Source organism: Sedimentibacter sp. MB31-C6 (assembly GCF_035934735.1).
Taxonomy (GTDB): Bacteria; Bacillota; Clostridia; order Tissierellales; family Sedimentibacteraceae; genus Sedimentibacter.
In genome coordinates this window covers 1-26377 of sequence record NZ_CP142396.1, presented here as the reverse complement: position 1 = coordinate 26377, position 26377 = coordinate 1, and the positions used below count along the sequence as shown (strand labels likewise).

Annotated in this window: 27 protein-coding genes; 3 read left to right on the top strand and 24 right to left on the bottom strand. The window is 28.5% G+C overall.

Annotation, left to right across the window (positions count from 1 at the left end; genetic code table 11):
- The first annotated feature begins 244 nt into the window (after positions 1 to 244).
- Genes U8307_RS00135 through U8307_RS00125 form a run of 3 tightly spaced genes read left to right on the top strand, consistent with a single transcriptional unit; the run spans position 245 to position 4058 of the window.
- Positions 245 to 1687: an aminoacyl-histidine dipeptidase gene (locus U8307_RS00135; RefSeq protein WP_326909070.1), complete on the top strand. Its 1443-nt coding sequence runs from the start codon at positions 245 to 247 to the stop codon at positions 1685 to 1687.
- Positions 1688 to 1726: 39 nt separating this feature from the next.
- The gene (locus tag U8307_RS00130; protein ID WP_326909069.1) at positions 1727 to 3655 is read left to right on the top strand and encodes an OPT family oligopeptide transporter; all 1929 of its coding nucleotides are present in this window, start codon (positions 1727 to 1729) and stop codon (positions 3653 to 3655) included.
- A 28-nt stretch (positions 3656 to 3683) separates the two neighbouring features.
- On the top strand, positions 3684 to 4058 hold the full coding sequence (locus U8307_RS00125; RefSeq protein ID WP_326909067.1) for a PqqD family peptide modification chaperone: 375 nt from the start codon (positions 3684 to 3686) through the stop codon (positions 4056 to 4058).
- Between the two features lie 77 nt (positions 4059 to 4135).
- Here the strand turns inward: U8307_RS00125 and U8307_RS00120 are convergent, their stop codons facing one another.
- The 24 genes from U8307_RS00120 to spoIVB form a co-directional block, all read right to left on the bottom strand.
- Positions 4136 to 5119, bottom strand: a complete 984-nt coding sequence (locus U8307_RS00120; RefSeq protein ID WP_326909065.1) for a M42 family metallopeptidase — start codon at positions 5117 to 5119, stop codon at positions 4136 to 4138.
- Between the two features lie 23 nt (positions 5120 to 5142).
- Entirely contained in the window at positions 5143 to 6144 is a 1002-nt protein-coding gene (locus U8307_RS00115) for a M42 family metallopeptidase (protein ID WP_326909064.1), read from the bottom strand.
- A complete protein-coding gene (locus tag U8307_RS00110) occupies positions 6135 to 7175 on the bottom strand; it encodes a M42 family metallopeptidase (RefSeq protein WP_326909062.1) in 1041 nt (346 codons plus the stop codon). Before U8307_RS00110 ends, U8307_RS00115 begins: the two co-directional genes overlap by 10 nt.
- A gap of 78 nt (positions 7176 to 7253) precedes the next feature.
- The gene (locus U8307_RS00105; protein ID WP_326909060.1) at positions 7254 to 9575 is read right to left on the bottom strand and encodes a bifunctional 4-hydroxy-3-methylbut-2-enyl diphosphate reductase/30S ribosomal protein S1; all 2322 of its coding nucleotides are present in this window, start codon (positions 9573 to 9575) and stop codon (positions 7254 to 7256) included.
- Positions 9565 to 10170 (bottom strand): lysophospholipid acyltransferase family protein, encoded by a 606-nt coding sequence (locus U8307_RS00100; RefSeq protein WP_326909058.1) that lies wholly within the window; start codon positions 10168 to 10170, stop codon positions 9565 to 9567. The genes U8307_RS00105 and U8307_RS00100 overlap by 11 nt, the downstream gene beginning before the upstream one ends.
- A complete protein-coding gene (cmk, locus tag U8307_RS00095) occupies positions 10155 to 10832 on the bottom strand; it encodes a (d)CMP kinase (RefSeq protein WP_326909057.1) in 678 nt (225 codons plus the stop codon). The genes U8307_RS00100 and cmk overlap by 16 nt, the downstream gene beginning before the upstream one ends.
- Before the next feature lie 131 nt (positions 10833 to 10963).
- A complete protein-coding gene (locus tag U8307_RS00090; protein WP_326909054.1) occupies positions 10964 to 11830 on the bottom strand; it encodes a MurR/RpiR family transcriptional regulator in 867 nt (288 codons plus the stop codon).
- A gap of 56 nt (positions 11831 to 11886) precedes the next feature.
- Positions 11887 to 12426 carry a 2-oxoacid:acceptor oxidoreductase family protein gene (locus U8307_RS00085; RefSeq protein ID WP_326909052.1) on the bottom strand — a complete coding sequence of 180 codons (540 nt, stop codon included), beginning with the start codon at positions 12424 to 12426 and terminating at the stop codon, positions 11887 to 11889.
- Positions 12427 to 12441: 15 nt separating this feature from the next.
- Positions 12442 to 13263: a 2-oxoacid:ferredoxin oxidoreductase subunit beta gene (locus U8307_RS00080; protein WP_326909050.1), complete on the bottom strand. Its 822-nt coding sequence runs from the start codon at positions 13261 to 13263 to the stop codon at positions 12442 to 12444.
- Between the two features lie 2 nt (positions 13264 to 13265).
- Positions 13266 to 14405, bottom strand: a complete 1140-nt coding sequence (locus U8307_RS00075; RefSeq protein ID WP_326909048.1) for a 2-oxoacid:acceptor oxidoreductase subunit alpha — start codon at positions 14403 to 14405, stop codon at positions 13266 to 13268.
- Positions 14398 to 14604 carry a 4Fe-4S dicluster domain-containing protein gene (locus U8307_RS00070; protein ID WP_326909047.1) on the bottom strand — a complete coding sequence of 69 codons (207 nt, stop codon included), beginning with the start codon at positions 14602 to 14604 and terminating at the stop codon, positions 14398 to 14400. The genes U8307_RS00075 and U8307_RS00070 overlap by 8 nt, the downstream gene beginning before the upstream one ends.
- A gap of 193 nt (positions 14605 to 14797) precedes the next feature.
- Positions 14798 to 15373, bottom strand: coding sequence for a tRNA (mnm(5)s(2)U34)-methyltransferase (locus tag U8307_RS00065; protein ID WP_326909046.1), 576 nt, complete (start codon positions 15371 to 15373; stop codon positions 14798 to 14800).
- Between the two features lie 32 nt (positions 15374 to 15405).
- Positions 15406 to 16113, bottom strand: a complete 708-nt coding sequence (locus tag U8307_RS00060) for a pseudouridine synthase (protein ID WP_326909044.1) — start codon at positions 16111 to 16113, stop codon at positions 15406 to 15408.
- A gap of 142 nt (positions 16114 to 16255) precedes the next feature.
- The gene (locus tag U8307_RS00055; protein ID WP_326909042.1) at positions 16256 to 17296 is read right to left on the bottom strand and encodes a D-alanyl-D-alanine carboxypeptidase family protein; all 1041 of its coding nucleotides are present in this window, start codon (positions 17294 to 17296) and stop codon (positions 16256 to 16258) included.
- On the bottom strand, positions 17277 to 17666 hold the full coding sequence (locus U8307_RS00050) for a hypothetical protein (RefSeq protein WP_326909040.1): 390 nt from the start codon (positions 17664 to 17666) through the stop codon (positions 17277 to 17279). Before U8307_RS00050 ends, U8307_RS00055 begins: the two co-directional genes overlap by 20 nt.
- 564 nt (positions 17667 to 18230) lie before the next feature.
- Positions 18231 to 18761 carry an SMC-Scp complex subunit ScpB gene (gene scpB, locus U8307_RS00045; RefSeq protein WP_326909037.1) on the bottom strand — a complete coding sequence of 177 codons (531 nt, stop codon included), beginning with the start codon at positions 18759 to 18761 and terminating at the stop codon, positions 18231 to 18233.
- Positions 18762 to 18773: 12 nt separating this feature from the next.
- Complete coding sequence (locus U8307_RS00040) at positions 18774 to 19493, bottom strand: segregation and condensation protein A (RefSeq protein ID WP_326909035.1); 720 nt, start codon at positions 19491 to 19493, stop codon at positions 18774 to 18776.
- A 29-nt stretch (positions 19494 to 19522) separates the two neighbouring features.
- On the bottom strand, positions 19523 to 20683 hold the full coding sequence (locus tag U8307_RS00035) for a D-alanyl-D-alanine carboxypeptidase family protein (RefSeq protein WP_326909033.1): 1161 nt from the start codon (positions 20681 to 20683) through the stop codon (positions 19523 to 19525).
- Between the two features lie 162 nt (positions 20684 to 20845).
- Entirely contained in the window at positions 20846 to 22024 is a 1179-nt protein-coding gene (locus U8307_RS00030) for a phosphopentomutase (RefSeq protein ID WP_326909031.1), read from the bottom strand.
- 26 nt (positions 22025 to 22050) lie between these two features.
- Positions 22051 to 22926 carry a tyrosine-type recombinase/integrase gene (locus U8307_RS00025; RefSeq protein WP_326909029.1) on the bottom strand — a complete coding sequence of 292 codons (876 nt, stop codon included), beginning with the start codon at positions 22924 to 22926 and terminating at the stop codon, positions 22051 to 22053.
- Positions 22926 to 23507: a hypothetical protein gene (locus tag U8307_RS00020; protein ID WP_326909027.1), complete on the bottom strand. Its 582-nt coding sequence runs from the start codon at positions 23505 to 23507 to the stop codon at positions 22926 to 22928. Before U8307_RS00020 ends, U8307_RS00025 begins: the two co-directional genes overlap by 1 nt.
- A gap of 63 nt (positions 23508 to 23570) precedes the next feature.
- A complete protein-coding gene (locus U8307_RS00015; RefSeq protein WP_326911625.1) occupies positions 23571 to 24098 on the bottom strand; it encodes an NUDIX hydrolase in 528 nt (175 codons plus the stop codon).
- 175 nt (positions 24099 to 24273) lie between these two features.
- On the bottom strand, positions 24274 to 25068 hold the full coding sequence (gene spo0A, locus U8307_RS00010; protein WP_326909025.1) for a sporulation transcription factor Spo0A: 795 nt from the start codon (positions 25066 to 25068) through the stop codon (positions 24274 to 24276).
- 211 nt (positions 25069 to 25279) lie between these two features.
- Positions 25280 to 26377 carry a SpoIVB peptidase gene (gene spoIVB / locus U8307_RS00005; protein ID WP_326909024.1) on the bottom strand — a complete coding sequence of 366 codons (1098 nt, stop codon included), beginning with the start codon at positions 26375 to 26377 and terminating at the stop codon, positions 25280 to 25282.

Below are 26377 nucleotides of genomic sequence, written 5' to 3'. Positions count from 1 at the left end.
TGTCTATTTATTATTATACTATAAATAAGTAATCGTTACAATGAATATCTATGTACTATTTGCATTGTAGGTAATTCTTTTTCATTGCTTTATTGCAAAGAATACCATTATAAATGCTGGAGATTTACTTGTAGTAACTTCGGCTTTCTTCTAAGTGAATAATTGCTTTAATTGTAGGAATATTAAGTATAAAGTTTATTTAAATAAACTAAACAATATTAAGACTGAAAGGTGTGTTAACAAAATGGCAGTTTTAGAAAATTTAGAGCCAAAAAAAGTTTTCAAGTTTTTTGAAGATATTACTAAAATACCTCATGGTTCAGGTAATGAAAAAGCTTTAAGTGACTTCTTGGTGAATTTTGCTAAAGAAAGAAATTTAGAGGTTATACAAGATAGTGAGTTAAATGTAATAATTAGAAAAACAGCTAGCTCAAATTATGAAGGGTTATCTCCTGTTATTATACAAGGACATATGGATATGGTTTGTGAAAAAAATAAAGATATTAATCATGATTTTTTAAAGGATCCATTAAAACTTAGAATCACAGATGATTATATATATGCTAATGGCACAACATTAGGTGCAGATAATGGAATTGCTGTAGCTTTTGGTTTAGCATTACTTGATTCTAATGATATACCACATCCACCTTTAGAAATATTAGTTACAACTGGTGAAGAAACAGGAATGTATGGTGCTAATGCTGTAGACCCGAAACATTTAAATGGTAAAGCATTATTAAATATTGATGCTGAGGAAGAAGGAGTATTTTTTGTAAGCTGTGCCGGAGGAGCTACTAATTATGTCCATATTAAAAATAAGTGGGAAAATACAAGTAATTCTGCGTTAAAATTAGAAATAAAAGGATTACGAGGCGGACACTCTGGAATGGAAATAATAAAGCAAAGAGGAAATTCTAATAAACTTATGGGAAGATTACTAAACTCAATTAATAAAGAAATTGATTTTAACATTGCTTATATTAGTGGCGGCGCTAAAAACAATGCTATTCCAAGGGAATCTGAAGTTATTTTATCTACAGAAAATACAAACATAGAAAAATTAAAATTAATTGCTAATAATACTATTGATATATTTAAAAAGGAATTAAGGGTACAAGATCCAGATGTCAAATTAGAAATCACAGAAGTTAAAGTAGAAAAACATTTAACAACTGAAATTACTGTTAAAATAATCAATTTTTTAAACTTAATGCCTAATGGTATTCAAACAATGAGTAAAGATATAGAAGGATTGGTTGAAAGTAGTTTAAATTTAGGCGTTATTATATTTAATGAAGATAAAGTAACTTTTGAATCTGCCGTTCGAAGTTCTGTTAAAACATTAAAAGTTGAAATATTGGATAGAATAGAAACATTATCTAAATTAATTGGAGCCGAATTAATAAATGATTCTGACTATCCAGAATGGCAATTTGAACCGAATTCAAAATTAAGAGACCTTTGTGTAGAAACATATAAAGAGATTAAAGGACAAGAACCAAAAATAGATGCTATTCATGCAGGTTTAGAATGTGGTCTTTTAAAGGAAAAAATGCCTGATGTTGATATGATTAGTTTTGGACCAAATTTATATGATGTTCATACTCCCGATGAACATATTAGCATAACTTCCGTTCAAAATCTATGGGAATTTATAATAAAATTAATGAAAAATATGAAATAGTAAAATAATACAAGAAAACTTGACAATAGGAGTTGAATTATGAGTAAAGAAGGAAAAAAGTTATCATCAACAGCTTATGGTGATATAAGAGGTGAAGATTATGTTCCCTTTGTACCAACTTCAATGGCAATGCCAGAAACAACAGGTTATTCTATTATACTAGGTATTATACTAGCTTGTCTTTTTGCAGCAGCTAATACATACCTTGGTTTAAAGGTTGGGTTGACAATTTCAGCAGGTATACCTGGTGCAATAATAGCAACCGGGGTATTAAAGGGCATGTTTAAAAGAAACAATATATTAGAAGCCAACGTAGTTGCATCGTTAGCTGCTATGGGAGAATCTCTTGCTGGAGGAGTTATATTTATTTTGCCAGCATTAATTTTATGGGGATTACAATTGAGTATTTTTACAGTTATTACAGTAACCATTATAGGTGGACTTATGGGAGTATTTTTCATTACTCCTTTAAGAAGATATTTGATAGTCGAAGAACATGGTAATTTAGTATACCCAGAAAGTATGGCTGCAGCTGAAGTTCTTGTTACTGGTAGTGAAGGTGGTCAGGGATTTAAAACTGTAATGACAGGTCTTGGTGTAGGAGCTGGATACAAGTTATTTTCAGGTGGATTTGCATTATGGGGAGAGCAAGCTACTTATATTATTAAAAACTATCAAGGAACAATGATGGGATTTGATACATTAGCATCACTTTTAGGTGTTGGTTTTATTGTAGGCACTAAAGCGTCATTACTTATGTTTGGTGGTTCTGTAATAGCATGGTTTGCTCTTATTCCATTAATTAAATTTTTAGGAGTAGGCTTGACTGATCCATTATTCCCCGCAACAAAAATTATATCTGAAATGAGTGCTACTGAAATTTGGGCCGATTATATTAAATATATTGGTGCTGGAGCAGTTGCAATGGGAGGTTTTATTTCCCTAGCTAAATCTATTCCTACAATTGTAACAAGCTTTAAACAAGCTATTAGTGGGATTGGAACTGGTGAAAATAAAAAAGTAAGCAGGATCGATTTAGAAGCACCTCTTTTATGGGTTATATTAGCAGCAGCATTTGGCTTTGGATTAACATGGCTTTTACCAATAATAAATGGAGGAATATTAGGTGGGCTAATGGCAGTTGTATTTAGTTTTTTCTTTGCTGTTGTATCTGCAAGAATGGTTGGTATAATAGGAGCATCTAATAATCCAGTATCTGGTATGACTATAGCAACTATGCTTTTTGTTACTACAATAATTAAAATAACTGGTGGTGTCTCACAGGAATATATGACTAAATGTATTACAATAGGTGGAGTTGTTTGTGTAGCTATAGCAGTGGCAGGTGGAACTGCACAAAGTTTAAAAACTACATTTATAATTGGAGGTACTCCTAAGAATGTTCAGCTAGGTATGTTTATTGCTCTTTCAATAGCTGGAGCATTTGCTGCTTTTGTAATTAACATGCTTGAATCTGCTTATGGAATAGGAACTGCAGAAGTAGCTGCACCTCAGGCAACTTTAATGAAAATGATTGTTGAAGGAATAATGACTGCTCAACTTCCTTGGACATTAATAATTATAGGCGCCGCTATTGCAATATTCTGTGAGATGGCTAGAATTTCAATATTGCCTGTTGCTTTAGGGATTTATCTTCCTATAACTCTTAATGCTGCCATTTTAGTTGGTGGAATAATACGAGAAATTGCTGAAAGAAGATTTGGCAAAGATAAAAAGCGAAGAGATGAGGTTGTTGAAAAAGGAACACTTTTAGCATCAGGGTTAGTTGCTGGTGATGCTTTAATGGGAATAATTGTAGCAGCTTTGGTTGCATCTAATATAAATATTGCATTTGGTAAAGGATTTTTAACAAATATAACACAGAGTGATTTGTTTTCGTTTATAATGTTTATTTTGTTAGGATTATGGATTTATTTGTTCTCAATTAAAAGAAACAAAAATGCTTAGATTTTCAATTAAATAGTAAGGATGATTTATGATGAAGAATCAAGAGGTGTTTTATAAAGATATAGATACAAAACATAATTTTGCATTATTTGTGCCAGAAATTAAACTTAATGACTGGAAAGAGGAAGATGGTAAAGTTGTTTTATGTTTAAAAACTATAGATCCAATTAAAAAATTTTTAGCTTGGATGGTAAATAGAAAATCTATTACTAATTTAAATTTAGATGAACGATGTTCAACAGTATGGAAGTATATAGATGGTGAACGAACTATTTATGATATTGCAAAACTTATGTCAGAAAAATATAAAGAAGATGTCAATAATGAAATGTATAGATTGATAACATATTTAAAATATCTATCTAAACGAGGCTGGATTAAGTTTAAAGAATACGAAGTATAAATTTTAAGTAATAATGATTCAAAAATAGACTCTTAAGTGATACATAGCTTAAGAGTCTATTTTTTTGTTGGTAATGTTTATTTCACTACTGCTATTACTAACTTAATACATTCAATTACATCATTTTTGTTGAATATTTCTCCTGATGTATGTAGATTTCTAGTTGGAATAGAAATTACTCCGCTAGGGACACCTTCTCTTGTTAAGTGGATTGCACCAGCATCTGTTCCACCAAATTCCAAAACTTCATATTGATATTTAATATTATTATTTTTTGCTAAATTTGTGAGCAAGTCTTTAACTTCTGGATGTGTTATAAGAGACTTATCCATTAATTTAATAGCTGCTCCTCCATTTAATTTAACATCCATTTTTGTTTTATCTAGGGAGTCGCCTGTTGCTGTTATATCAAGGGCTATTGCTAAATCAGGATTAATACTGTATCCAGCTGTTTTAGCACCTCTTGTTCCAACTTCTTCTTGTACAGAAAATACATAATATATATCATTATCAGTTGATGGATGGTTTTTAATTGCTTCAATTAAAATATAACATCCTATTCTGTCATCAGCTGCTTTGCATATTATACAATCTTCATTTTCGTAGAAGTCTGTTTTAAAAACACACATATCCCCTATTTGGAAATTCTTTTTTACAAAATCACTGGATGTTGAAGCTACATCAATATATAATTTACTCATCGTAAGTTTATCTTTATCTTTTACTTCCTCAGAACAGATTACCCCTTCAAGACCATTGTTAAATATCACTCGATGACCTAATAATTCTTTTGCTTGAAGTCCACCAACATTTGAAAAACTTAAAAAGCCTTTTTCATCTACATGGGTTATAATCAATCCTATTTGATCCATATGAGCTGAAAACATTATTTTTTTACCAGCTCCTTTTTTTCTAGCAATTAGGTTGCCAAGAGAATCTATATTAAAATCATCTACATAATCTTTTATTTCATTTATAATTAATTCACGTACATTTTGTTCTCTGCCCGATGGTGAAAAACAATCAGATAGATTTTTAATTAAATCACTATTAAATTTCATTTTATTCCCCTTTCTTTCCTTATTTATTGATCTAATAAAACAGCTTTTGTTAGTTCTATAACACTTTTATAATCTTCTTTACTAGCAACATTTACATGTGAGTGAATATATCTACAAGGAACTGAAATTGCTACTGTTTTTGCACCGTTTTTAGTTTTGTGTATGGCTCCTGCATCATTTCCACCAGAAGTAGATTTTCTATATTGGTATGAAATATTATTATATTCTGCTAATTTAGCAACGTATCTAACGAAATCTATATCGTATACTGTAGATTTATCCATAATTGATAATGCTGCCCCTTTACCAATAGTTGTTGATTTAGAGCTGTCTTCTATTTCAGGCATATCTGCACAAATTGTTCCTTCAATAATAATGCCTAAATCTGGCTCTAAAGCATAAGCAGCAGTATATGCTCCTCTGCAACCTACTTCTTCCATTACAGTAAACACACCATAAAAATCTATATTAAGTTTCATGCTTAAAAGTTCTAAAATTGCGTTGCAACCGGCTCTGTCATCTAACGCTTTTGCCTTTATTAAATTATCACCAAATTCAACATAATCACTTTTAAAGGAAACATAATCTCCAATGTTTACTAATTTTTCTGTTTCTGATTTTGATTCAGAACCGATATCAATGTATAGTTTATCGATTGGTATTGTTTTACCTCTTTCTTCTTTAGTCATTAGATGTACTGCCTTTGAACCAATTACACCAGGTATTTTTTTATCACCAATTTCTACTATCTTAGAATTTAAAACTCTAGGGTCAATGCCACCTACAGTTTGAAATTTAATAAAACCATCTTTATCGATATTTGATACTATTAAACCTACTTCATCCATATGGGCTGAAATCATAATTGTTTTGTTTTTTCTACCTTTATTGTGTGCTATTAAATTACCTATTTTATCTATATAATATTCACAGTTTATTTCATCTAATTTATTTTTTATAAAGTTCCTAACTTCATATTCATTTCCTGATACGCCGGAAAGTTGTGTTAATTCTTTTAAAAACATAATATTTCCTCCAAATCAGAATTATCAATTTCATTTATGAAACGAGCAATTGCTTTTCCTGTATTTTCTACATCTTTAAAATCAATTGTTTCAACGGATGTATGCATATATCTCAGAGGAATTGACAAAAGGATACAAGGAATGCCTTCTCTGTTAATTTGTAATGATTCTGTGTCAGTGCCTGTTGCTGCTGGAGCTACTTCATATTGAATTTTATAATTGTATTTCTTACAAACTTCAATGAATTTTTTTGTTAGTTTAGAATTCAATCTACCTCCATACGCTACAACAGGTCCCTTACCAAGGTCTGCTGTTTCAGGTGGAAGATCTGGTGTTGAACCAAATCCAACATCTAATACTATACCTATATCGGGATTAATTTTATAGCTAGCTGTTGTTGCTCCCCTACAGCCAGTTTCTTCTTGAGCTGAAGCTGTATAGTATATATTACTTTTATGAGAAATTTTTTTAAGTTCTTTTGCAACTTCAAGCATTACAGCAACACATGCCCTATCATCAAAAGCTTTAGCAGAAATTCTACTTCCTTGTAAGGCAATTGGGTCTCTTTTAATGACTGCAAAATCTCCCACTGAAACAAGTTCTTGTAATTTTTCCTTAGAATAACCTGTATCAATGAATAAATCTTTTATTTGCAATGGCTTTTTTCTTTCTTCATCCGAGGTTATATGAGGTGGTTTAATTCCTATTACTCCATAAACTTCACTATTACCGTAAACAATAACTTCTTGAGATACTAATGAAGCAGGATTTATGCCCCCAACTGATGTAAATCTTAAAAATCCATCATCTAGAATTCCTGTTACCATTAATCCAATTTCATCAATATGGGCTGAGAGCATTATTTTTTTATTATTAGTTCCATTTGATTTGAATATATAGCTTCCTATTTTGTCCTTTTCATAGGAATCTGTATATGGTTGAAAATTATCTATTAATATATTTCCGTTAATATATTCATTTCCAGAAACAAATTGATTTGAACATAAATCAAGTAAAAATTCTTTTATCACAAGTAACCTCCTAAATTTATTTTGATGGAAAAAAAGTTAGATCATAGGATCTAACTTCATAGGATTTAATATTTATTATTACTTTAACAAGTCTTCAAGAGCATTACCTATGGATTCTCCAATTGTAAAGTTTGTTTCTTCAGATTTATAAGATACAGGGGTATCATTATTTGAAAATTCATCACTCTTGTCTTCTAATATAAATGTTAAGTTAAGTTTTTTATTTTTCATGTCAATGCCTAATATTTTAGCATCTTTTATTTCACCAACTTTTACAACTTGAGCAGGTGTTCTTAATTTTTCATTAGATACTTTATTTATAGGCATAAAGGAGTCTATATTTTCGTTTACTTTTACATGTACTCCGTCTAATAAAATACGTGTTACTTCAACCTGTATTATATCGTCCTTTTTTAAATTTTTAGCATATTGATCAAAAGGATGCTCAACAAGTTGCTTTAACCCAAGACTTATTTTTTTGTCTTTCTTAGATATATTTAATATTTTTGCTGTTACATCTTGACCTTCATTAAGCACGTCAGTTACTTTTTCAGTTCTAGCCCAATCTAAATCTTTTATATGCAACAAGCATTCAATATCATCTACCATTACAAAAGCACCGAAATCCACTATTCTTGTTACTTTTCCATCAACTACATCACCTTTTTTATATTTATCAAGGAATGAAGACCATGGGCTTTTTACTGTTGCCTTGTAACTTAAAGATAATCTTTTGTTTTCCTTGTCTACGCTTTTAACTTTAACGTTGATTTTATCTCCTGTTTTTAAAACATCAGAAGGATGTTTAATTCTTGTCCATGCAATCTCAGTAATGTGAAGTAATCCATCAATGCCATTTATTTCTACAAAAGCACCATAATCTTGAATATTTTTAACTGTTCCTTCGTATACTTCACCTTCCTGGATGTTTTCCCATACTTTTTTATCTCTTTCTTCTTTCTCAATTTTTTCTATATATTTAGAAGATAGTATTAATTGGTTTTGTTTTCTTCCTCTTTTATTATTTTTAGTTTCTAAAACAACAACCTTTAGGTTTTTGCCAACATATTCTGATGGATCTACATTTCTATTTATAGAAATTTGATTTCTTGGAATAAATCCTTTTATTCCTTTAACTTTTCCATAAATTCCATATTGAGATGCTTCGATAATTGTTGTATCAAGTATAGTATTTTCAATTCTGAATTTTTCTAACTCTTCCCAAACTTTACGTTCTTCAATAGGCCTTCTAGTTAAAACAACATTGCCATCTTGATCTGACATTTTGATAACTAAAGCTTCTATTTCATCTCCTTCTTTTATTTCTTGAGTTAAATCTTCTATTTCATTAATAGAATAATTTTCTCTTGTAATAATTCCATCAGATTTATAATTTATGTTCACAGATATGGCTTCAGGACTTACATAAATTACAGTACCTTTTACTGTTTGGCCAGTTCTGATATTTGAAACTCCGCCATAATTCTCGAACAATTCATGCATTGTTCCAATTTGTTCATCATTTACACTTTGTTCTTCTTTTTCATTCTGTTCATTAGTATTTAGGTTTTCCAACATTTTAATAACCTCCTCAATTATCCAGTCAGGAGTTGATGCTCCTGCTGATACTCCCACCTTAGTATTTTTATCAATATATTTATAAGGAATTTCCCTATAATTTTCAATATGAAATGTATTTATACAAGCTTTTTTGCTTAATTCATATAGTTTCTTTGTATTTGAACTATTTTTTCCTCCAATAATTAACATTACGTCACTTTTTGCTGCTAGTTCTAAGCAAGCTTCTTGTCTTTTTTTTGTTGCATCACAAATAGTATTGAAAGTAACAATGTTCGTAAAATTATTCATTTTAATAGTATTTAATATATCTTTAAATATGTTTGTATTGAATGTTGTTTGAGACACAAGACAATACTTTTCTAAAGGATTAATATTTAAATTTAATAATTCTTCTGAGCTGTCAATAATCGCCGCCTCATTATTACACCAACCTAATATACCTATTACTTCAGGGTGGTTTTTATCTCCAACAATTATTATATTGTAATGATTGTTTTTGAATTCTTCAACTATTTTATGTATTTTTTTCACTTTTACACAGGTAGCATCAATTATTTCAATATTGTTTTCATTTAATATATCAATAATATTCTTGCCAACTCCATGAGATCTTATTAATAGTTTGGCATCATTTAGTTTTGGAGGTTTTTCTATAACCTTTAATCCTTTATTTTCTAAATCATTAACTACATCCTTATTATGTATGATTTCACCAAGACTGTAAAGCTTTTTTTCATTATCTAGTGTTTTTTTTGCTTTTTCAATAGCTACCTTTACTCCAGAGCAAAAACCTGTGTACTTTGATTTTTCAATATACATTTGTTTTACCTGTCTTTTCTAATTTATAAATATCCTTTAATATTTCTTTACCTATTTCAGCATATTTTTCAGAATTTACTTTTTCTGTTGTATTATTAAAGTAATCCTTTGGATTTCCAAAATATAATTCAATTTTACCTCTGAATTTATAAGGTCCTTTAATATATACAGGGATTATCTTAGATTTAGATTTATTGGCTATCATCGCTATTCCAGGTTTTGCATTACTTTCGTTATAACCTTCTGAAACCCTCGTTCCTTCAGGATATATTCCTAATATTCCATCGTTCTTTAAAACATTAAGAGAATTCTTTATTGCTGAAAATGAAACTCCTTCTCTATCTACTGGAAATGCTCCTAACTTTTTAAATATATATGATAACAACCTATTTTCAAATAATTCTTTTTTACCCATAAAATGAACTTGTCGTCTTAAAGATATAGCTAAAATTACTGGGTCAATTATTGAAATATGATTGCTACAAACTATAATTCTTCCTTCTATATTGTTAATTTTATCAGAATTATAAATTTTCAAATTGAATATAATATGAACCAAAATTTTAAGTAATACTACTATTATTTTATATAACATGTATTTCCTCCAATGAAATTGATGATATAATTTACAACATCTTCAATTTTCATATCAGTAGTGTCTATTATAATTGCGTCATCAGCTATTCTAAGTGGAGAAATTTCTCTATTAGTATCATTTTCATCTCTTTTAAATATATCAGCTAAAATATTATCATAATCAACATTAAAATTTTCACTCTTTAATTGATTATATCGTCTTTTGGCTCTTTCTTCAACTGAAGCAGTTATAAAAAATTTATAATTAGCATTAGGAAAAACATGGGTGCCTATATCTCGTCCATCTAAAATTACACTTTTATTTTTGGCTATATTTCTCTGAAGGGTTACCATTTTTATACGAACATTTTCAAGAGCTGAAATTTTAGAAGCAGCTTTGGATATATTTTCATCCCTTATGTAATTATCAACATTATCTCCATCTAAGTAAATACTATTATTAAAATAATCAATATTAGTATTATTAACTAATTTTTCTGAATTCTTTTCATTAATTTCAACATTATTTTTACAAGCTTTATAAGCCAACGCTCTATACATGGCTCCAGTATCTATATATTCAAAACCTAGTTTTTTGCTTACAAGCTTTGCAACAGTACTTTTGCCAGCTCCAGAAGGTCCATCTATTGCAATAATCATTATTCTTGATGTTCCTTTCATATTATTCCATAAATACTTTATTATTATATTACAAATTCAAAAATATAACAACAAAAATATTTTTAAATTCATATATTGAAAAATTAAATACAAAAAAGGATAGATATTGAAATCTGTCCTTTTTATATTATTTAATCATGTTGGTATATACTATGATTGTCCCATAATTGTTCCAACTTTTTGTAATATTCTACAATTTCATCCTTTTCTTGCATTCCTATACTAATTATTAAATTATTTAGTATGCACATTGGAACTACTAATGAATCTATAAATGAAACCATGCTACTTTTAGCTAATATGGATACATCTGATATAGGATAAAGAGGTGATGATTCAGTATCTGTTATTGCAATTATCTTAGCATTATGCTCCTTAACAAATTCAGTTGCTTCTAGAGTATTTTTTGAATATCTAGGGTAACTTATAACAATTAAAACATCAGATTCCTTAATTCTTATAATTTCTTCATATAGAGAATTTACACCACTGTTATTTAGTACCTTAACATTATCAAGGATTACATCTAAGTAAAATCCAAGATAATTAGCTAAGGTAAAGGATGTTCTAAGACCAAGTATGTATACCTTGTTTGCATTTAAAATAATATCAACAGCTTTATCAATAGCATCAGTATCTAGATTATCTAATAAATTACGCATATTTGTAAGTTCGTTTTTAATAATTTTTTTTTGTTGTTTATCAGTATCGTTGCCTGAATCTTCTTCAAGACCTATTCTTTGGACGGTTGTTAACTTATTTTTAATTAATACCTGCAATGCTTTTTGAAGTTCTGGAAACCCAGAATATCCTATTGAGACCGCAAATCGGACAACAGTTGATTCACTTACATCAACTGTCTCGCCTATTTTAGCAGCTGTCATAAAGGCAGCCTTATCATAATGATCAATAATAAATTGTGCTATTTGTTTCTGGCCTTTACTGAATTTGTAATAGTTGCTTTTTATTAAGTTAATTAAATCAGTATTATTATTCATTAAATCATCCTTAAATAAGTTTTATTCCCGATTATCCAAGAATAGGTTTATTTAAATTATCCTCGAATAAGTTTTATACCCTCTTCGAAAGCTTTAATGTTTTTATCAACTGTTACAGGTGGAACCCTATTAATAATAGATTGTTTCATAGTTTCCATGCTAATAGTATTTTCACCTAATAATGAATACAGTACCCCTACTGATACAATGTTTGCAACCATATGATTTCCAATTTTATTTTGAGCAATGTCTAATATTGGAAGTTTATATATTTTATATGGAACATTTTCATCAACATTAATGCTTTCATCAACTACTAGTATACCATTTTTGTCTAAAGATGCAACATATTTATCATAAGATTTTTGAGTTAATGATAATAATATATTAGCTTTCATTACTTTTGGATATTTTATTTCTTCATTACTGATAATAACTTCTGCTTTGCTTGCGCCTCCTCTTGCCTCAGGTCCATATGACTGTGTTTGTATAGCATTAAACCCATCTTCAATAGCAGCATCTGCAAATATAATTGCAGCAAGTATAACACCTTGACCGCCGGAGCCACTTAATCTCATTTCTATTTTTTGAAACATATTAATTTCTCCTTTTTATTCTTGAAATTTGTCAATAATTACCTTGTAACTTTCTGTGTATTCTGGTTTAGGTTCTTTATAAAGCTCACCGATAATTATTTTATTTTCACCTTTTTCAGGAACTTTGTCTACCACTTTTTTATCTACACAATTATCTTTTAAGAAGTTGTGCATATTTACTACGTCACCCTTTTTATTCTTTCTTCCATAATAAGTTGGGCATAGACTTATACCTTCTATAAATGAAAAACCTTTATTCTGTAGGCCGTTTTCAATAAGTTTTTGCATTAATGGTGCATGATAAGCTGTTCCTCTTCCTACATAAGTAGCACCAGCACCTTTAGCTAGATTGCAAAGATCAAAAGGTTTATCAATATTTCCATACGGAGCTGTAGTAGCAAAATCACCATATGGTGTTGTTGGAGAATACTGTCCTCCAGTCATACCATAAATATTATTATTAAATACTATAGTGGTAATATCAATGTTTCTTCTAGCTGCGTGAATTAAGTGGTTTCCTCCTATAGCAGAACTATCTCCATCACCCATTATTACAATAACATGTAGTTTTGGATTAGCATGTTTAATACCAGTAGCAAATGCTAATGCTCTTCCATGTGTTGTGTGTAAAGTATTAAAATCTAGATAGCCTGGAGCTCTTGAAGAACATCCTATACCTGAAACAATTACAACTTCATCTTTATTTAATCCAAGCTTGTCTATTGCTCTGACAACAGTATTCACCAATGTGCCGTGGCCGCATCCAGGGCACCAGATGTGAGGTAATTTATCTACTCGGTAATAATTTTGTGTTATATCGCTGCAATTAGTATTCATTATTATTTACCTCCTTTAACTGCATCTATTATTTCTTTAGGAGTGATTAATTCTCCATTAACTTTGTTGATTTTTTTAACCGGACATTTTTTTCCGGCTACTCTATCAACTTCATAGAAGTATTGACCTAAGTTCATTTCAGCAACATAAATTTCTTTAGCTTTATCAGCAACTGAATTTATTTGCGTTTCAAGGAAAGGCCATATAGTTATTGGTCTAAATAAACCAATTTTCATACCTTGACTTCTCATTTCATCTATTGCACTTTTAGCAGATCTTGAAACTCCGCCAAATGCTATAACTACAATTTCTGCATCTTCTAATTTATATTCTTCATAATAAGCAATATCATCAATGTTATTATTAACTTTATTAGAAAGTCGTTTAATAAGTTCACCTGATATTTCGTTATTATTAGTTGGAAATCCTGTTTCATCATGTGTAAGACCTGTTACATGATATCTGTATCCTTCACCAAAATTTGCCATTGGAGGAATCATATCCTCATCAGCTTTATAAGCTAAATACTCTTCTGGTTTACAATTTGGTTTTTTCCTATTTTCTATTTTTATATCAGAAGGGTCTTTAAATATTAATTTTTCTCTCATATGTCCAATTGTTTCGTCCATTAACATTATAACTGGTGTTCTATATTTTTCAGCTAAATTAAAAGCTTCAATTGTCATTTCATAAGTTTCTTGTACTGAACCAGGAGTTAATGCAATAACAGGATGGTCTCCATGAGTACCCCACTTTGCTTGCATAATCTCACCTTGGGCTGGAGAAGTAGGAAGGCCTGTACTTGGACCACCTCTCTGAACATTTACTACAACACATGGTACTTCAGACATAACAGCATATCCAAAATTTTCTTGTTTCAAAGAAAATCCGGGACCGCTTGTTGCTGTCATAGATTTTAATCCAGTTAAAGAAGCACCAATTATAGCTGCCATACTTGCAATTTCATCTTCCATTTGAATGAATTTTCCACCGTATTGAGGTAATTTTTGCGCAGATAATTCCATAACCTCAGTAGAAGGTGTAATTGGATATCCAGCAAAAAATTTCATTCCTGCAGCTAAAGCTCCTTCAACGCAAGCTTCATTACCTTGTAGTAATTTATATCCTTTTTCGCTACTCATCTTTATTACCCCCTATTATATAAATTGCATTGTCAGGACATCTTAATTCACATTGTCCACAATAAATGCAGGCATCCGGATAAGCGATAACTGCTTTTTCGTTTTCAATCTTAAGTACTTGTTTAGGACAAAAACCAACACAAACACCGCATCCCTTGCACCAGTCTTTGTTTTGAACAAGACTTTTATTATTAGCCATATATACCCTCCAAAAATATTTGTTTTAACAAGTTCATTATACAGCAGATATTTTTTTTTGCAAGAATAATTTCAAAATATTTTTCACTATGCAAGATAAACTTCATTAACTGCAGTTTTTTGGTAATAAAACGTTTTCAAAGCTGTATATTATATAAATATCATAAAAAAATGCATGATATGTAATATTTCTATCATGCATTTTTCTCTATTATAAATAATTCAGGAGGATAGTTTTCTTTATTAATGAGTTTCACGTTGATTACATTGTAATTTGATTTATTTAATTTTTTTAAAAAAGAATTGATTTCATTTATTTCTTGACCATTGTCATGATATATGTATGTAGTTATAAAGATTCGTCCGTCATTATTTAACAGTGGAAGTAAATTTTTAATAGCTAAGCATGTTATATCTGGATTAGTAGTAATTTTTTTATCAGAAAAAGGTAGATAACCTAGATTAAATATTGCAATATCAATTTTATCTTTTATATATATATTTATTTTTTCGTGGGAATCTTTAATTATTTTATAATTAATATAATCTATACTAGATTCTAATAAGGATTGTGTTCTTTCTATTGCTTGATTCTGTATATCGAATGCAGTCACATGACCAGTTGTTCCAGCAATTTTACTTAAAAACAAAGTATCGAATCCATTACCACAGGTTGCATCAACAAGTTGAAGATTTTTCTTGCCACCATAACTTGTATTTATGAGCATATGAACAAAATCAACGATTTTGCCGTACTTATTTTTTTCCATACGAAACCTCCTTATTATTTGATTTCTAATTTTTATCCGAAGGAGTTAATTTCATCATTACTTAAATATTCCCATTTACCTGGTAATAAATTATCAAGGTTAATTTTACCAAAAGCTGTTCTTTTTAATGAAATAACGTTATGTCCTACAGCATTGAACATTTTTCTAACCTGTCTATTTTTACCTTCGTGAATGATGATTTGAACATTCGATTTATTATGTGAGTTTCCTATAACTTTAACCATTGCAGGTGCTGTCTTATATCCATCAATAGTAACACCAGTTTTTAATTTTTCAATTGTTTCTTTTTTGATTAATCCTTTTACCTCTGCTTCATATGTCTTATTTATATGAAATTTAGGATGCATAAGTTTGTTTGCAAAGTCCCCATCATTTGTTAATAACAATAGACCAGATGTGTTATAATCTAATCTACCTATTGGATATATTCTTTCATTAATTGAAATTAAGTCAATAACTGTTTTTCTGGCAAATTGATCTTTTACAGTAGTTATATAGCCTTCAGGCTTGTATAATTTAATATAAATGAAATTATTATTTTCCATAATTATATCATTATTTACTGTAACTATGTCTTTTGTTGAGTTGATTTTTGTTCCAAGCTCTGTAATAATTACACCATTTACTTTAACTTTCCCATTTACAATTAAATCTTCTGCTTTTCTTCTAGATGTAACACCACAGTTTGCTATAAATTTTTGCAGTCTTATTTTTCCCATAATACCTACCTGTTAACTTTCTTACTTCTATTATATTTCATTTTCTATTAATTGTAAATATATAATCAATCGAGTAATGAAGGATGGATAATCATAGAAAAGATTTGTGCAGTAGCACAAATCTTTTCTATGAACGTATTAGTTAATTACTAATCAAATTTCCAGTATGAATTAAATCATTTCCTAAATATATGTTATATGTTCCATAATTAATTGTTTTATTACCATTTATAATATGTGGTGTTGTTATATTTGATTTAAATTTAATTTGTGTTTTTTCTTCTTCAGTTAATAAATAGCTAAAATTACTGTCTGTAAAAACAGGTTTTCCTTCATTAGTACTTCCTACATATTGTCCTTTCTCAACTATGCTATAATTATTATAATTTTCAAAAGCCCAATCAAATATTTTATAGCTGTCATTAAACCAGCTATTATCATTTAAAAGAACTACAATTATTTCTGTATCATTTTTTTCTGCAGAAGCCACTAAGCACCTGCCAGCTGCTCTTGTATAACCTATCTTTATACCATTGCCATATTTATACTGATGAACAACCTTGTTTTTATTATATAAAATTGTATTTAAACTATTTGCTTTATATTTTTTTGCTGATGATATCTCTTTGAATAAATCACTTTTCATAGCATATTGACTTATTATTGCTAAATCGTATGCTGTTGTATAATGATTGTCATCATGGAGACCATTTGGATTGACAAAGTTTGTATTATATGCACCTAATTCTTTGGCTTTAGCATTCATCATGTCTATAAAATTTTCTGCATCATTTTTTCCAGTTATTGTAGCTAATGCTAAAGCTGCATCATTACCAGAGCGCAACATTGTTCCATATAATAAATCTATAAAAGAAACTATTTGCTTAGGCTTTAAATATATACTCGAACCTTCAATACCAACACAAGACTCAGGTATTTCAAATTTTTCATTTACATTATTTATGTTATCTATCGATAATATTGTTGTCATAATCTTCGTGGTACTAGCCATAGGAAGCCTTTTATTTGCATTGTTAGATACAATAATTCTACCTGAATCAGCATCTATAGCTATAAATGATTGTGCCCATATATCAGGTACTCCTTCTGCAATAATAAATTTACTTGATAAAAAAAACAATATAAATGAAGTTACAAATATTTTAATACTCTTTTGTTTCACAATCTCTTTTCTCCCTTACTTCTTTTATGAATGACATTATGTTCAATATAGACGACGTCAAGTCGCCAGCAGTAGTTTCGTTATTAATATTGATGGTCCTTATGTCATCTTCTTTAGTTTCATAAATTAGTATTTGAGGGTTTAGTTGTAGATTCACATAAGCGGCCCCTGCAAAAGGTTTAAGATCAACGGAACGAAATTTTTTATCAATGTCGCTTCCTCCAATTACAAAATTCATATTTAGTTTTGAAATAGCAAGATAATTTGTATCATCATATGTAATTTTACTGCTAATAAGCTTTTCATTTTCTGTTAAGTTATTAATATTGTCAAGTGTTGTTTTTATTATACTTTGAATATCGTTACTCATAAAATGTCCTTCCTAATATTTATTTTAATTAAGTACAGTATGCCCCAAATGAACATAATTATAACTTTACCCATCATATTGTAGGGGACGCATTGTATGCGTCCCGAATTATCTTACCCATCATATTGTAGGGGACGCATTGTATGCGTCCCGAATTATCCATTAAGTAAAGATCTTTTCAAAATATTATTTACAATATCAAATTCAATTACAAAAGAATTATAATCATCTAAACATTCTGTATAAATATATATATTTTTGATTATGAACATTTTATAAATGTATTTTGAGTATTTCAAATAATTCATATAGTTTTTGTATCTTTCTATAGTATCTTTTTTTTCATTTTTAAATAATTTTCTAATAAGAATATTATAAAATAACTTTTTCTTAAAATTTATTTTCCTTTTAAGAATTACTATATCAATAGAAATACATATATATGAATATGTGGTAAAAGCTTTAAAATTAATTTTTATATTAAAATAAATAAAAAACAATCCCCCGATTAATATTATAATAGAAATCAATATTCCCATTTTATAAAATAAAAGCAACATAGTTTTATGTTGCTTCTTTATCTCCTTCAAATTCAACTTTTAAGGCAGGAAGCTCTTCAATCGATTTTAAACCAAAGTGCTTTAAGAAATCATCTGTTGTAGCGTATATTGTAGGTCTTCCTGGTTTATCTAATCTTCCAACTTCTTTAATAAGATTTTTATCTAAGAGGCCCTTTATAACTTGACTGCATTTTACGCCTCTAATAAGTTCAATTTCAACCTTTGTAACTGGTTGTTTATATGCAATTATCGACAAGGTCTCCATTGCGGCAGTAGACAAACTCTTATTAACCGTTGTCTGCAGCAAATTTTGTATATATTCAAAATTTTCCTTTTTAGTGATTAGCTGATAAGAATTGCCGAACCTTTTAATGATTAATCCTCTATTTTTATCGATATGATATTCATTTATCATTTCATCTATTATTTTGGTTATTTCATGAGTTTTAGAATTTAATATTCTAGACATTTCATTAATATTTAATGGTTCACCCCATGCAAATAGTAAGCTTTCAATCACACTTTTTAAATTCATAACATTTCCTCTCTAAGTAGCAATTAACAATATATCACTATAGGTATCATTTTGATATACCTTAATTCCTTGTTTATTTGAAAGTTCTAATACTGCTAAAAAGGATGTTATTACATATTCTCTTGTAATAATACCTTTATTCTTAAAAGTATTGAACAATGAAACACGACCATTTTTTTTAATAATGTTTGTTAATTCTTCTATACAATCTTTAACACTATAATTTTCACGATATATTTTAAAATTACTTTCATGTTCAATCTTTAAGTTTTGATTTTTAATTAAAGAAATATAAATATTATATAACTCGTATATATTAATTTCATTTAATGAAAGTTGTTCAATTTTCACATCAGAGGAAATTGCCATTTCTTCCTTTGGTTTAGAAAAATAATAGCTACTTTCACTTTCATATTCCTTTAATTTTTCTGTTACTTCTTTAAATATTTTATATTCCAATAATTTATTAACAAGTTCTAATCTAGGATCTTCATTTTTCTCTTTTTGAGGCAGTAACATTTTTGACTTTATTTCGATAAGGGTAGATGCCATTAGAATGAATTCACTTGTTATATTCATATTGAATTGTCTCATTTGGTCAAGAAAAATTAAATATTGTTCAGTTATTTCTGATATAGGTATATCGTATAAATCAATTTCTTTTTTTTCAATCAAATGAAACAAAAGATCAAAAGGACCTTGGAACATGTTTAAATTAACGGAATAATCCATTTTAATACCTCTGTTTTAATATTTTAACCTTACTCAATGATGTTTTTTACTATATTATTAAAATAAAATTTGAAAAATCCTTCTTTAACAATTTCTTTTTCTGGGTAAAGTTCATATTCACCTAAAATCTGATCGTCTTTTGTAAGTATTGCTTTGCCAACAGGAGAATCTATTGTTAAAGGTGCTTTTAAATTTTCATCTATAATATATTCTAAATTAAAATCTTCCATCTTGCAATCACTATTAGTGAAATAATAAATATTTTCTTTACTAATTAAATTAAATGTATCTTCTTTTCCGCAATAAACAGGTGAAGATGTAATGATTTCATTTTTTTTATGAAATAATAGATTTTTATAATTAGCAAAACCTTCATTTAGAAGTTGGGAGACTTCGTTAAATCTAATTTTTGTATTATCGCAGCCAAGGACTACTGCGATTAAAGTAGTATCATTTCTTTTAGCTGCTGCTGAAAGACAGTATTTAGCTTCTGTAGTGTAACCAGTTTTACCACCAATAAGACCTTCGTAATTGTTTATAAGTCTATTTGTATTAACTAAAACTTGCTCAGAATCTTTTTCTTTACCTACATAAACTGAATCCATCCAAGTTAGCAAATATTCGTTTACATAATTATATTTCAGTAACTCTTTTGTCATTATTGCTATATCATGAGCAGTTGTTAAGTGTTCTTCTTCGGGTAAACCAGTTACATTTATAAATTTTGTATTTGTCATACCGAGCTCCTGTGCTTTATCATTCATTGCTTTAACACAACCTTCAACAGAGCCATACATGAATTCTGCCATTGCTACAGAAGCATCATTTGCTGAACGCATACATATTGCTTTAAGTATAGATTCAACAGTTTGAACTTCATATGCTTCTAAGTATATCTGACTCCCACCCATTCCAGCTGCATTTTCTGATATAGTCATTTCCTGCTCTAATTTCAAATCTTCGCTGTCCAGTTTTTCTGAAATTAATACTAACAGCATTATTTTTGTTATACTTGCAGGGGCCATTTTATCATTGCTATTTTTCTCAAAAAGCACTTGACCATCATCTGCATTTATTAAAATTGCAGATTTAGATTGCAGATTTTCTGCCTCTGCTCCATACACATTAAATGTCAAGGTACTCATTATATGTACCACTAAAAAAAACAATATGGCTATTTTTTTCTTCATAAAATTACCTCCTTTTACGAATTATAATAACCATATTCTTTTTATATATACTTATTAAGTAAATATTACTTAATAAGTGTTTTTTTGTTAAATAATCAATAGATTGTATTGAGCTTGAACAATATAAGATTTTGTCGAAATATTAGTGTATTAGTCTATTTCCTAGTAAATGTCCGAAATATTTCCCTTGATACTGTAGCCTTCTAAATTATTTTCTATGTTAAAAAAGTCTAGTATAGTTTTACCTATGCAAGCAAAAGTATCAAGAGTTCCTATATTATTGTTATCCTTTATTTTATCTCCATATATTATTAAAGGTATATATTCTCTTGAATGATCTGTACTATCAGTAGTTGGATCACATCCGTGATCAGCTGTTATTATCAATATATCATCCTTATTTAAAGCATTAATTATTTCAGGTAATTTATTATCAAAATATTTCAAAGCTTCTGCATAACCTTCTTTATCGTTTCTATGACCATAAATCATATCGAAGTCTACAAGGTTTGTAAATATTAATCCTTCGAAATCTTTTTTAATTGTAGATATAGTAGCTTCAATTCCATCATTGTTATTTGTTGTGTGATTAGATTGCGTAATTCCTCTATTTACAAAAATGTCTTCGATTTTTCCTATAGCATAAACTTCTTTGTTATTCTTTTTAAGATAATCAAGCATTGTATCCTTTGGAGGTTCTAGGGAAAAATCTTTTCTATTTTTTGTTCTGGCAAAGTTCCCATCTGTTCCTATAAAAGGTCTAGCAATAACTCTTCCGACACCGTGCTCTTCTTTAAGTAATTGACGAGCTGTTTCGCAAATTTTATATAACTCATCTAAAGGAACGATATCTTCATGGGCTGCAATTTGAAATACACTATCAGCGGAAGTATATACAATAAGTTTTCCAGTTTCTATATGCTCTTTACCTAATATTTTAATTATCTCTGTGCCAGAAGCTGGATAATTGCCTATTGTCTTTCTTCCAACTTTGCTTTCAAATTCTTTAATTATTTCATCAGGAAAACCATTAGGGTATGTAGGGAATGGTTTGTCTAATACTATACCACTAATTTCCCAATGACCCGTAGTTGTATCCTTTCCATTTGATTTCTCATTACATCTGCCAACTGTTGCGTCAAATTCATCAGCTTTTTTTATTTCTTTTAGACCTTCGATATTTAAAAGCCCTAATTTTTCTAAATTAGGTAAAGCAAAACCGTCTATATTTTTATAAATATTTTTTACTGTATTGCTACCGATATCACCATATTGGGCAGCATCTGGCAATTCTCCTATACCGACACTGTCTAAAACTATTAAAATTACTCTTTTTATCATTTGTCTACTCCTTATCTATGTTTTATCTATGCTCTTGGAAATGTTCTTTCAAAAACTTCAAGTGATTTATATTCTATGTTTTGCATATAATTCTGTGTTGCCCCTAAACTTGTTAAACCAAGTAGATCTTGTACAGTGCAAAGATCTGCTCCGTGGGAAATCAAATGAACGGCAAAAGAATTTCTCAATACTTGTGGAGATAATTCTTTATTCAAATCCATTTGCTTTTCATAAAATTTCAGTGTTTTCCAAATTCCTTGACGAGAAATAGAACCTCCATATATATTAATAAATAAGAAATCATTATCTTCTTTACATTTATTATTTCTAAAATTGTTTATGTAATTAATAATGGCTTTCTTTGAATATTTGCTTAATGGAAGTATACGTTCTTTAGCACCTTTTATAGTAATTATTCCTGCATTTAAATTTACATCTTTAGTATTGATGTTTATTAATTCTGTAACTTTAATACCTGATGAATACAAAAGTTCCAATATAGCATTGTCTCTACTTCCTTTAAAAGTGTTTATATCTGGTAGATTCATCAAAATGTTTATTTCATTCTCGGACAAAATAGATGGTATTTTCTTAACTTGTTTAGGGCTATGTATACTCATAGCAGGATTTTCAATAATAATTTTCTCCATCTTTAAATAATTAAAAAAATTTTTCAATGCAGAAATTGTTCTTGCAATAGTTGATGAGCTTTTACCTTGTTTCTGTAAATCAACAAGGTAAGTTAATATTTGTGCTTTTTTTGTATTAATAATTTCGATATAATAATTATTTTCTAAATAGTTGTTAAAACTTTTCAGATCATAGATATATGAACTCACAGTATTCACGCTTAAATTCTTAGAATTTAGATATCTTTTGTAAATTTCAATATAATTATTCATTATCTCACCAACAATCTACTTAATAATAAAATAAAATAACTGTAACTAAAACTATATGCAATAATAATCCCTATATATATAAATGATAATTTAATGTAACTAGATATAATTATATCAAATTTATGTGAAATAGTCTCTACATTTTTTGTTTTTTTTGTATATTTTGATACAGAGCTTGAAATATATGTAAAATAAAAAAGAAGTGGGAAGAAAATAAAATAGTCAGTAAATATAAATATGAAGTAGACTTTATTAAATTGCATAGCTCTAATCATATATATAACTGATAATCCGTAGTAAATTGAAATTAGTCCAAATAAACCATTAATAATATTACTTTTTCCAATACAAGTAAGTAGAATAATAGATATAAAATAAATTAAATTTTTTTTCAAAGTTTTTAGAAATATTTCTGTTAACGTCATTTTACTTATGCTTAAATAATTAATACTTGCAAAATTATCATGCTCTGTTACAAGAAAAATTAATGCAGAAAGCATAAGTGCTATTACAAAAATAACAACAAGAGTTAATAATCTTTTTTTTTCTGAGAAAATTAACTTCTTTAATGTTCTATTCATAAAAAAAACCTCCTGAAAGCTTTACTTAATAATATGCTTGTACAGGAGATTTAATTCGTACTATCATGAATTTAACCAATATAATAATCCTAATAAAGTCTTGCTATCAGTAATACTATTGGTCTCTAACATTTTCCTTGCTTCTTCTTTACTAAATGTTGATATTTCAATAAATTCATCTTCATCAAATTTAGTTGATACATATGTTAAATCCTCTGCCATGTACAAATGAACTTTTTCATTTGAAAACCCAGGTGAAGAATAAAATTCAAAGACTTTTGTAATTTTTTTAGCTTCAAAACCTGTTTCTTCCCTCAGTTCTCGTGCTGCACATTCCTCTGGTTCTTCTGCTAAGTTGATTATGCCTGCCGGCAATTCATATAAAAAGTCTTCTACAGCTTTTCTATATTGTCGAACTAAAATTATCTCATTCTTTTCAGTTAATGCAATTATAGCAGAGGCTCCCTTATGTTCAACTATTTCTCTTTTTGCATATTTTTGATTTTCTAGTTCAACTGTATCAATTCTTAAGTTAAGTATTTTTCCTTCAAAAATTTTTTCGCTTTTTACAGTTATTTCTTTATTCAAAATTGCCTCCTATCCATATGCAATTCCATTTAATTTTATTCAATAGTTTAATAGTATCTGCTTAATTGTAATAATAATAAATGTTTTTGTCAAGTTATTTAACAAATTGATTATTTTTAAAAACTCCTTGTTTTATAGTCAAAACAAGGAGTATGCATATAATTTTATTTATTAGAATTTAAGATACCTTTTGTTCTAATCTAAGTTTATCAGCTATCATTGCTATAAACTCTGAATTAGTTGGTTTACCTTTATTGTTGTGAATTGTATATCCAAATATGTTGTTAATAGTTTCAATTTTACCTCTAGTCCAAGCAACTTCTATAGCATGGCGAATTGCTCTTTCAACTCTACTAGATGTTGTATTATATTCTTTAGCAATCATAGGATATAATTCCTTTGTTATGGCACCTAATAAATCAATATTATTAACTACATCAAGGATAGATGTTCTCAGGTACTGATAACCTTTAATGTGAGCTGGAACTCCAACTTCATGCAAAATTTCAGTTATTTTAACTTCTAAACTAACTTCTGCACTAACTTTTTCCTTATATGCTATTTCTTGATTTTTACTTTGAACTCTCGATGTTTCAAATTCAGATATCTGAATCAATCTTTCTGCGAATGATTCAAAATTAAATGGTTTTACTATATAATAATCTACTCCCATATTAATTGCTCTTTGTGTAACCTTATCATGTCCAACAGCTGATAAAACTATTACTTTCGGATATTTTTTCAATTCCTTTTTGTGTAGTTTTTCTAACACCCCCAATCCATCTAGATGAGGCATTATAATGTCTAATATTAATATATCTGGCTCATATTCCTCTACAGCCTCAATGGCTTTTATTCCGTCTTCTGCCATTTCTACAACATCAAACATATTTTTGCTCATCAAGAAATCCTTTAAAATAAGTCTAAACTCTTTATTGTCGTCCGCAATTACAACATTAACCTTTTTTATCATTTTTTCCCCCTAATAATAAATTAATTGCTCACTTATATTATACGCTTAAAATATAAAAAACCCTTTTTTTTTCTAAAAATAATTTAAATCCTTTAAAAAATTCTATTATAATAGTATTTTTTCTAAATAAAAACTATTTTTAACTTCCTTTATAAATAATATATTATTGCTATACAAAAATATACGGATATTTGAAGAAAACTGCGTTTTTTTATATTTCAAGCTTTTCATTACTATTAAATTCATTAAAAATCCACTCTATATATATACCATATCCCTTTGTAGGATCATTCATAAAAACATGTGTAACAGCTCCAACAATTTTATTATTTTGAACCACAGGACAACCACTCATTCCTTGAATTATACCATTAGTTAACCCTAAGAGTTCATCATCTACTATTTTTATCACAAAACTTTTTTCATCAGGTTTATTTTGATAAAATATTTTAGTAACTTCTATATTATATATTTTAGTTTCATTATTAACGCAGGAATATATTTCTGCTGGACCTAAAGTCATTTCCTCTTTTGATCCAACTTCAATTAAGTCATTTTTAAAATAATTCATACCATTTTTATTAATATTTCCATAAACACCAAAATTTGTGTTATTTTCTACGGTTCCAAGACTTTTTTCGTCTCTTAATATATAACCAATAATTTCACCCGGTTCACCTTTTTTGCCTAACTTTATACTTGTTATATTTGCTTTTGAAATTACTCCTGTTTTTATGTCTATTAATTTACCTGTATCTGCATCAGCTATTCCATGTCCAATTGCACTAAATCTACCTGTTTCAGGATCTACAAATGTTACCGTACCAATTCCTGCAATATCATCTCTGGCCCAAAATCCAAACTTTATTTCATTGCTTTTATATATTTGCACAGGTGTAATATTACAATTGTATATTTTACCCTCTCTTTCATATGTTATTGAATAATCTTTAATTCCTTTACTTTCAGTATATTTTATAATATCTTCTGCATCTTCAAATCTAATAGAATCAATACTTAAAATCTTATCTCCAATTTGCATACCAGCCAATTTTGCTGGTGAAGTAGAAACTTTATCAGTATTTACTATATCAGCTAATCCTACCACTAAAATACCTTCTGTTTTTAATTCAACACCTATAGTTTGACCACCTGGAATTATATATTTTGCTTCAGCTTCAACAACCAAATCATTATTTTTAGTTAGAAATTTATATGGATTGGTTTTTAAATCATAACCAAAAAAAACAGCTATAAATAATACTGTAATAAAAAAAATAAAGAATAAAACTCTTTTAGCGTGTTTCAT

Coding starts and splice junctions, on each gene's coding strand:
- U8307_RS00135 (WP_326909070.1), top strand. CDS start 245: ATGGCAGTTTTAGAAAATTTAGAGCCAAAAAAAGTTTTCAAGTTTTTT.
- U8307_RS00130 (WP_326909069.1), top strand. CDS start 1,727: ATGAGTAAAGAAGGAAAAAAGTTATCATCAACAGCTTATGGTGATATA.
- U8307_RS00125 (WP_326909067.1), top strand. CDS start 3,684: ATGATGAAGAATCAAGAGGTGTTTTATAAAGATATAGATACAAAACAT.
- U8307_RS00120 (WP_326909065.1), bottom strand. CDS start 5,119: ATGAAATTTAATAGTGATTTAATTAAAAATCTATCTGATTGTTTTTCA.
- U8307_RS00115 (WP_326909064.1), bottom strand. CDS start 6,144: ATGTTTTTAAAAGAATTAACACAACTTTCCGGCGTATCAGGAAATGAA.
- U8307_RS00105 (WP_326909060.1), bottom strand. CDS start 9,575: ATGTATATTGAAAAATCAAAGTACACAGGTTTTTGCTCTGGAGTAAAG.
- U8307_RS00100 (WP_326909058.1), bottom strand. CDS start 10,170: ATGTTATATAAAATAATAGTAGTATTACTTAAAATTTTGGTTCATATT.
- cmk (WP_326909057.1), bottom strand. CDS start 10,832: ATGAAAGGAACATCAAGAATAATGATTATTGCAATAGATGGACCTTCT.
- U8307_RS00090 (WP_326909054.1), bottom strand. CDS start 11,830: ATGAATAATAATACTGATTTAATTAACTTAATAAAAAGCAACTATTAC.
- U8307_RS00085 (WP_326909052.1), bottom strand. CDS start 12,426: ATGTTTCAAAAAATAGAAATGAGATTAAGTGGCTCCGGCGGTCAAGGT.
- U8307_RS00080 (WP_326909050.1), bottom strand. CDS start 13,263: ATGAATACTAATTGCAGCGATATAACACAAAATTATTACCGAGTAGAT.
- U8307_RS00075 (WP_326909048.1), bottom strand. CDS start 14,405: ATGAGTAGCGAAAAAGGATATAAATTACTACAAGGTAATGAAGCTTGC.
- U8307_RS00070 (WP_326909047.1), bottom strand. CDS start 14,604: ATGGCTAATAATAAAAGTCTTGTTCAAAACAAAGACTGGTGCAAGGGA.
- U8307_RS00065 (WP_326909046.1), bottom strand. CDS start 15,373: ATGGAAAAAAATAAGTACGGCAAAATCGTTGATTTTGTTCATATGCTC.
- U8307_RS00060 (WP_326909044.1), bottom strand. CDS start 16,113: ATGGGAAAAATAAGACTGCAAAAATTTATAGCAAACTGTGGTGTTACA.
- U8307_RS00050 (WP_326909040.1), bottom strand. CDS start 17,666: ATGAGTAACGATATTCAAAGTATAATAAAAACAACACTTGACAATATT.
- scpB (WP_326909037.1), bottom strand. CDS start 18,761: ATGAATTTAAAAAGTGTGATTGAAAGCTTACTATTTGCATGGGGTGAA.
- U8307_RS00040 (WP_326909035.1), bottom strand. CDS start 19,493: ATGGATTATTCCGTTAATTTAAACATGTTCCAAGGTCCTTTTGATCTT.
- U8307_RS00035 (WP_326909033.1), bottom strand. CDS start 20,683: ATGAAGAAAAAAATAGCCATATTGTTTTTTTTAGTGGTACATATAATG.
- U8307_RS00030 (WP_326909031.1), bottom strand. CDS start 22,024: ATGATAAAAAGAGTAATTTTAATAGTTTTAGACAGTGTCGGTATAGGA.
- U8307_RS00025 (WP_326909029.1), bottom strand. CDS start 22,926: ATGAATAATTATATTGAAATTTACAAAAGATATCTAAATTCTAAGAAT.
- U8307_RS00020 (WP_326909027.1), bottom strand. CDS start 23,507: ATGAATAGAACATTAAAGAAGTTAATTTTCTCAGAAAAAAAAAGATTA.
- spo0A (WP_326909025.1), bottom strand. CDS start 25,068: ATGATAAAAAAGGTTAATGTTGTAATTGCGGACGACAATAAAGAGTTT.
- spoIVB (WP_326909024.1), bottom strand. CDS start 26,377: ATGAAACACGCTAAAAGAGTTTTATTCTTTATTTTTTTTATTACAGTA.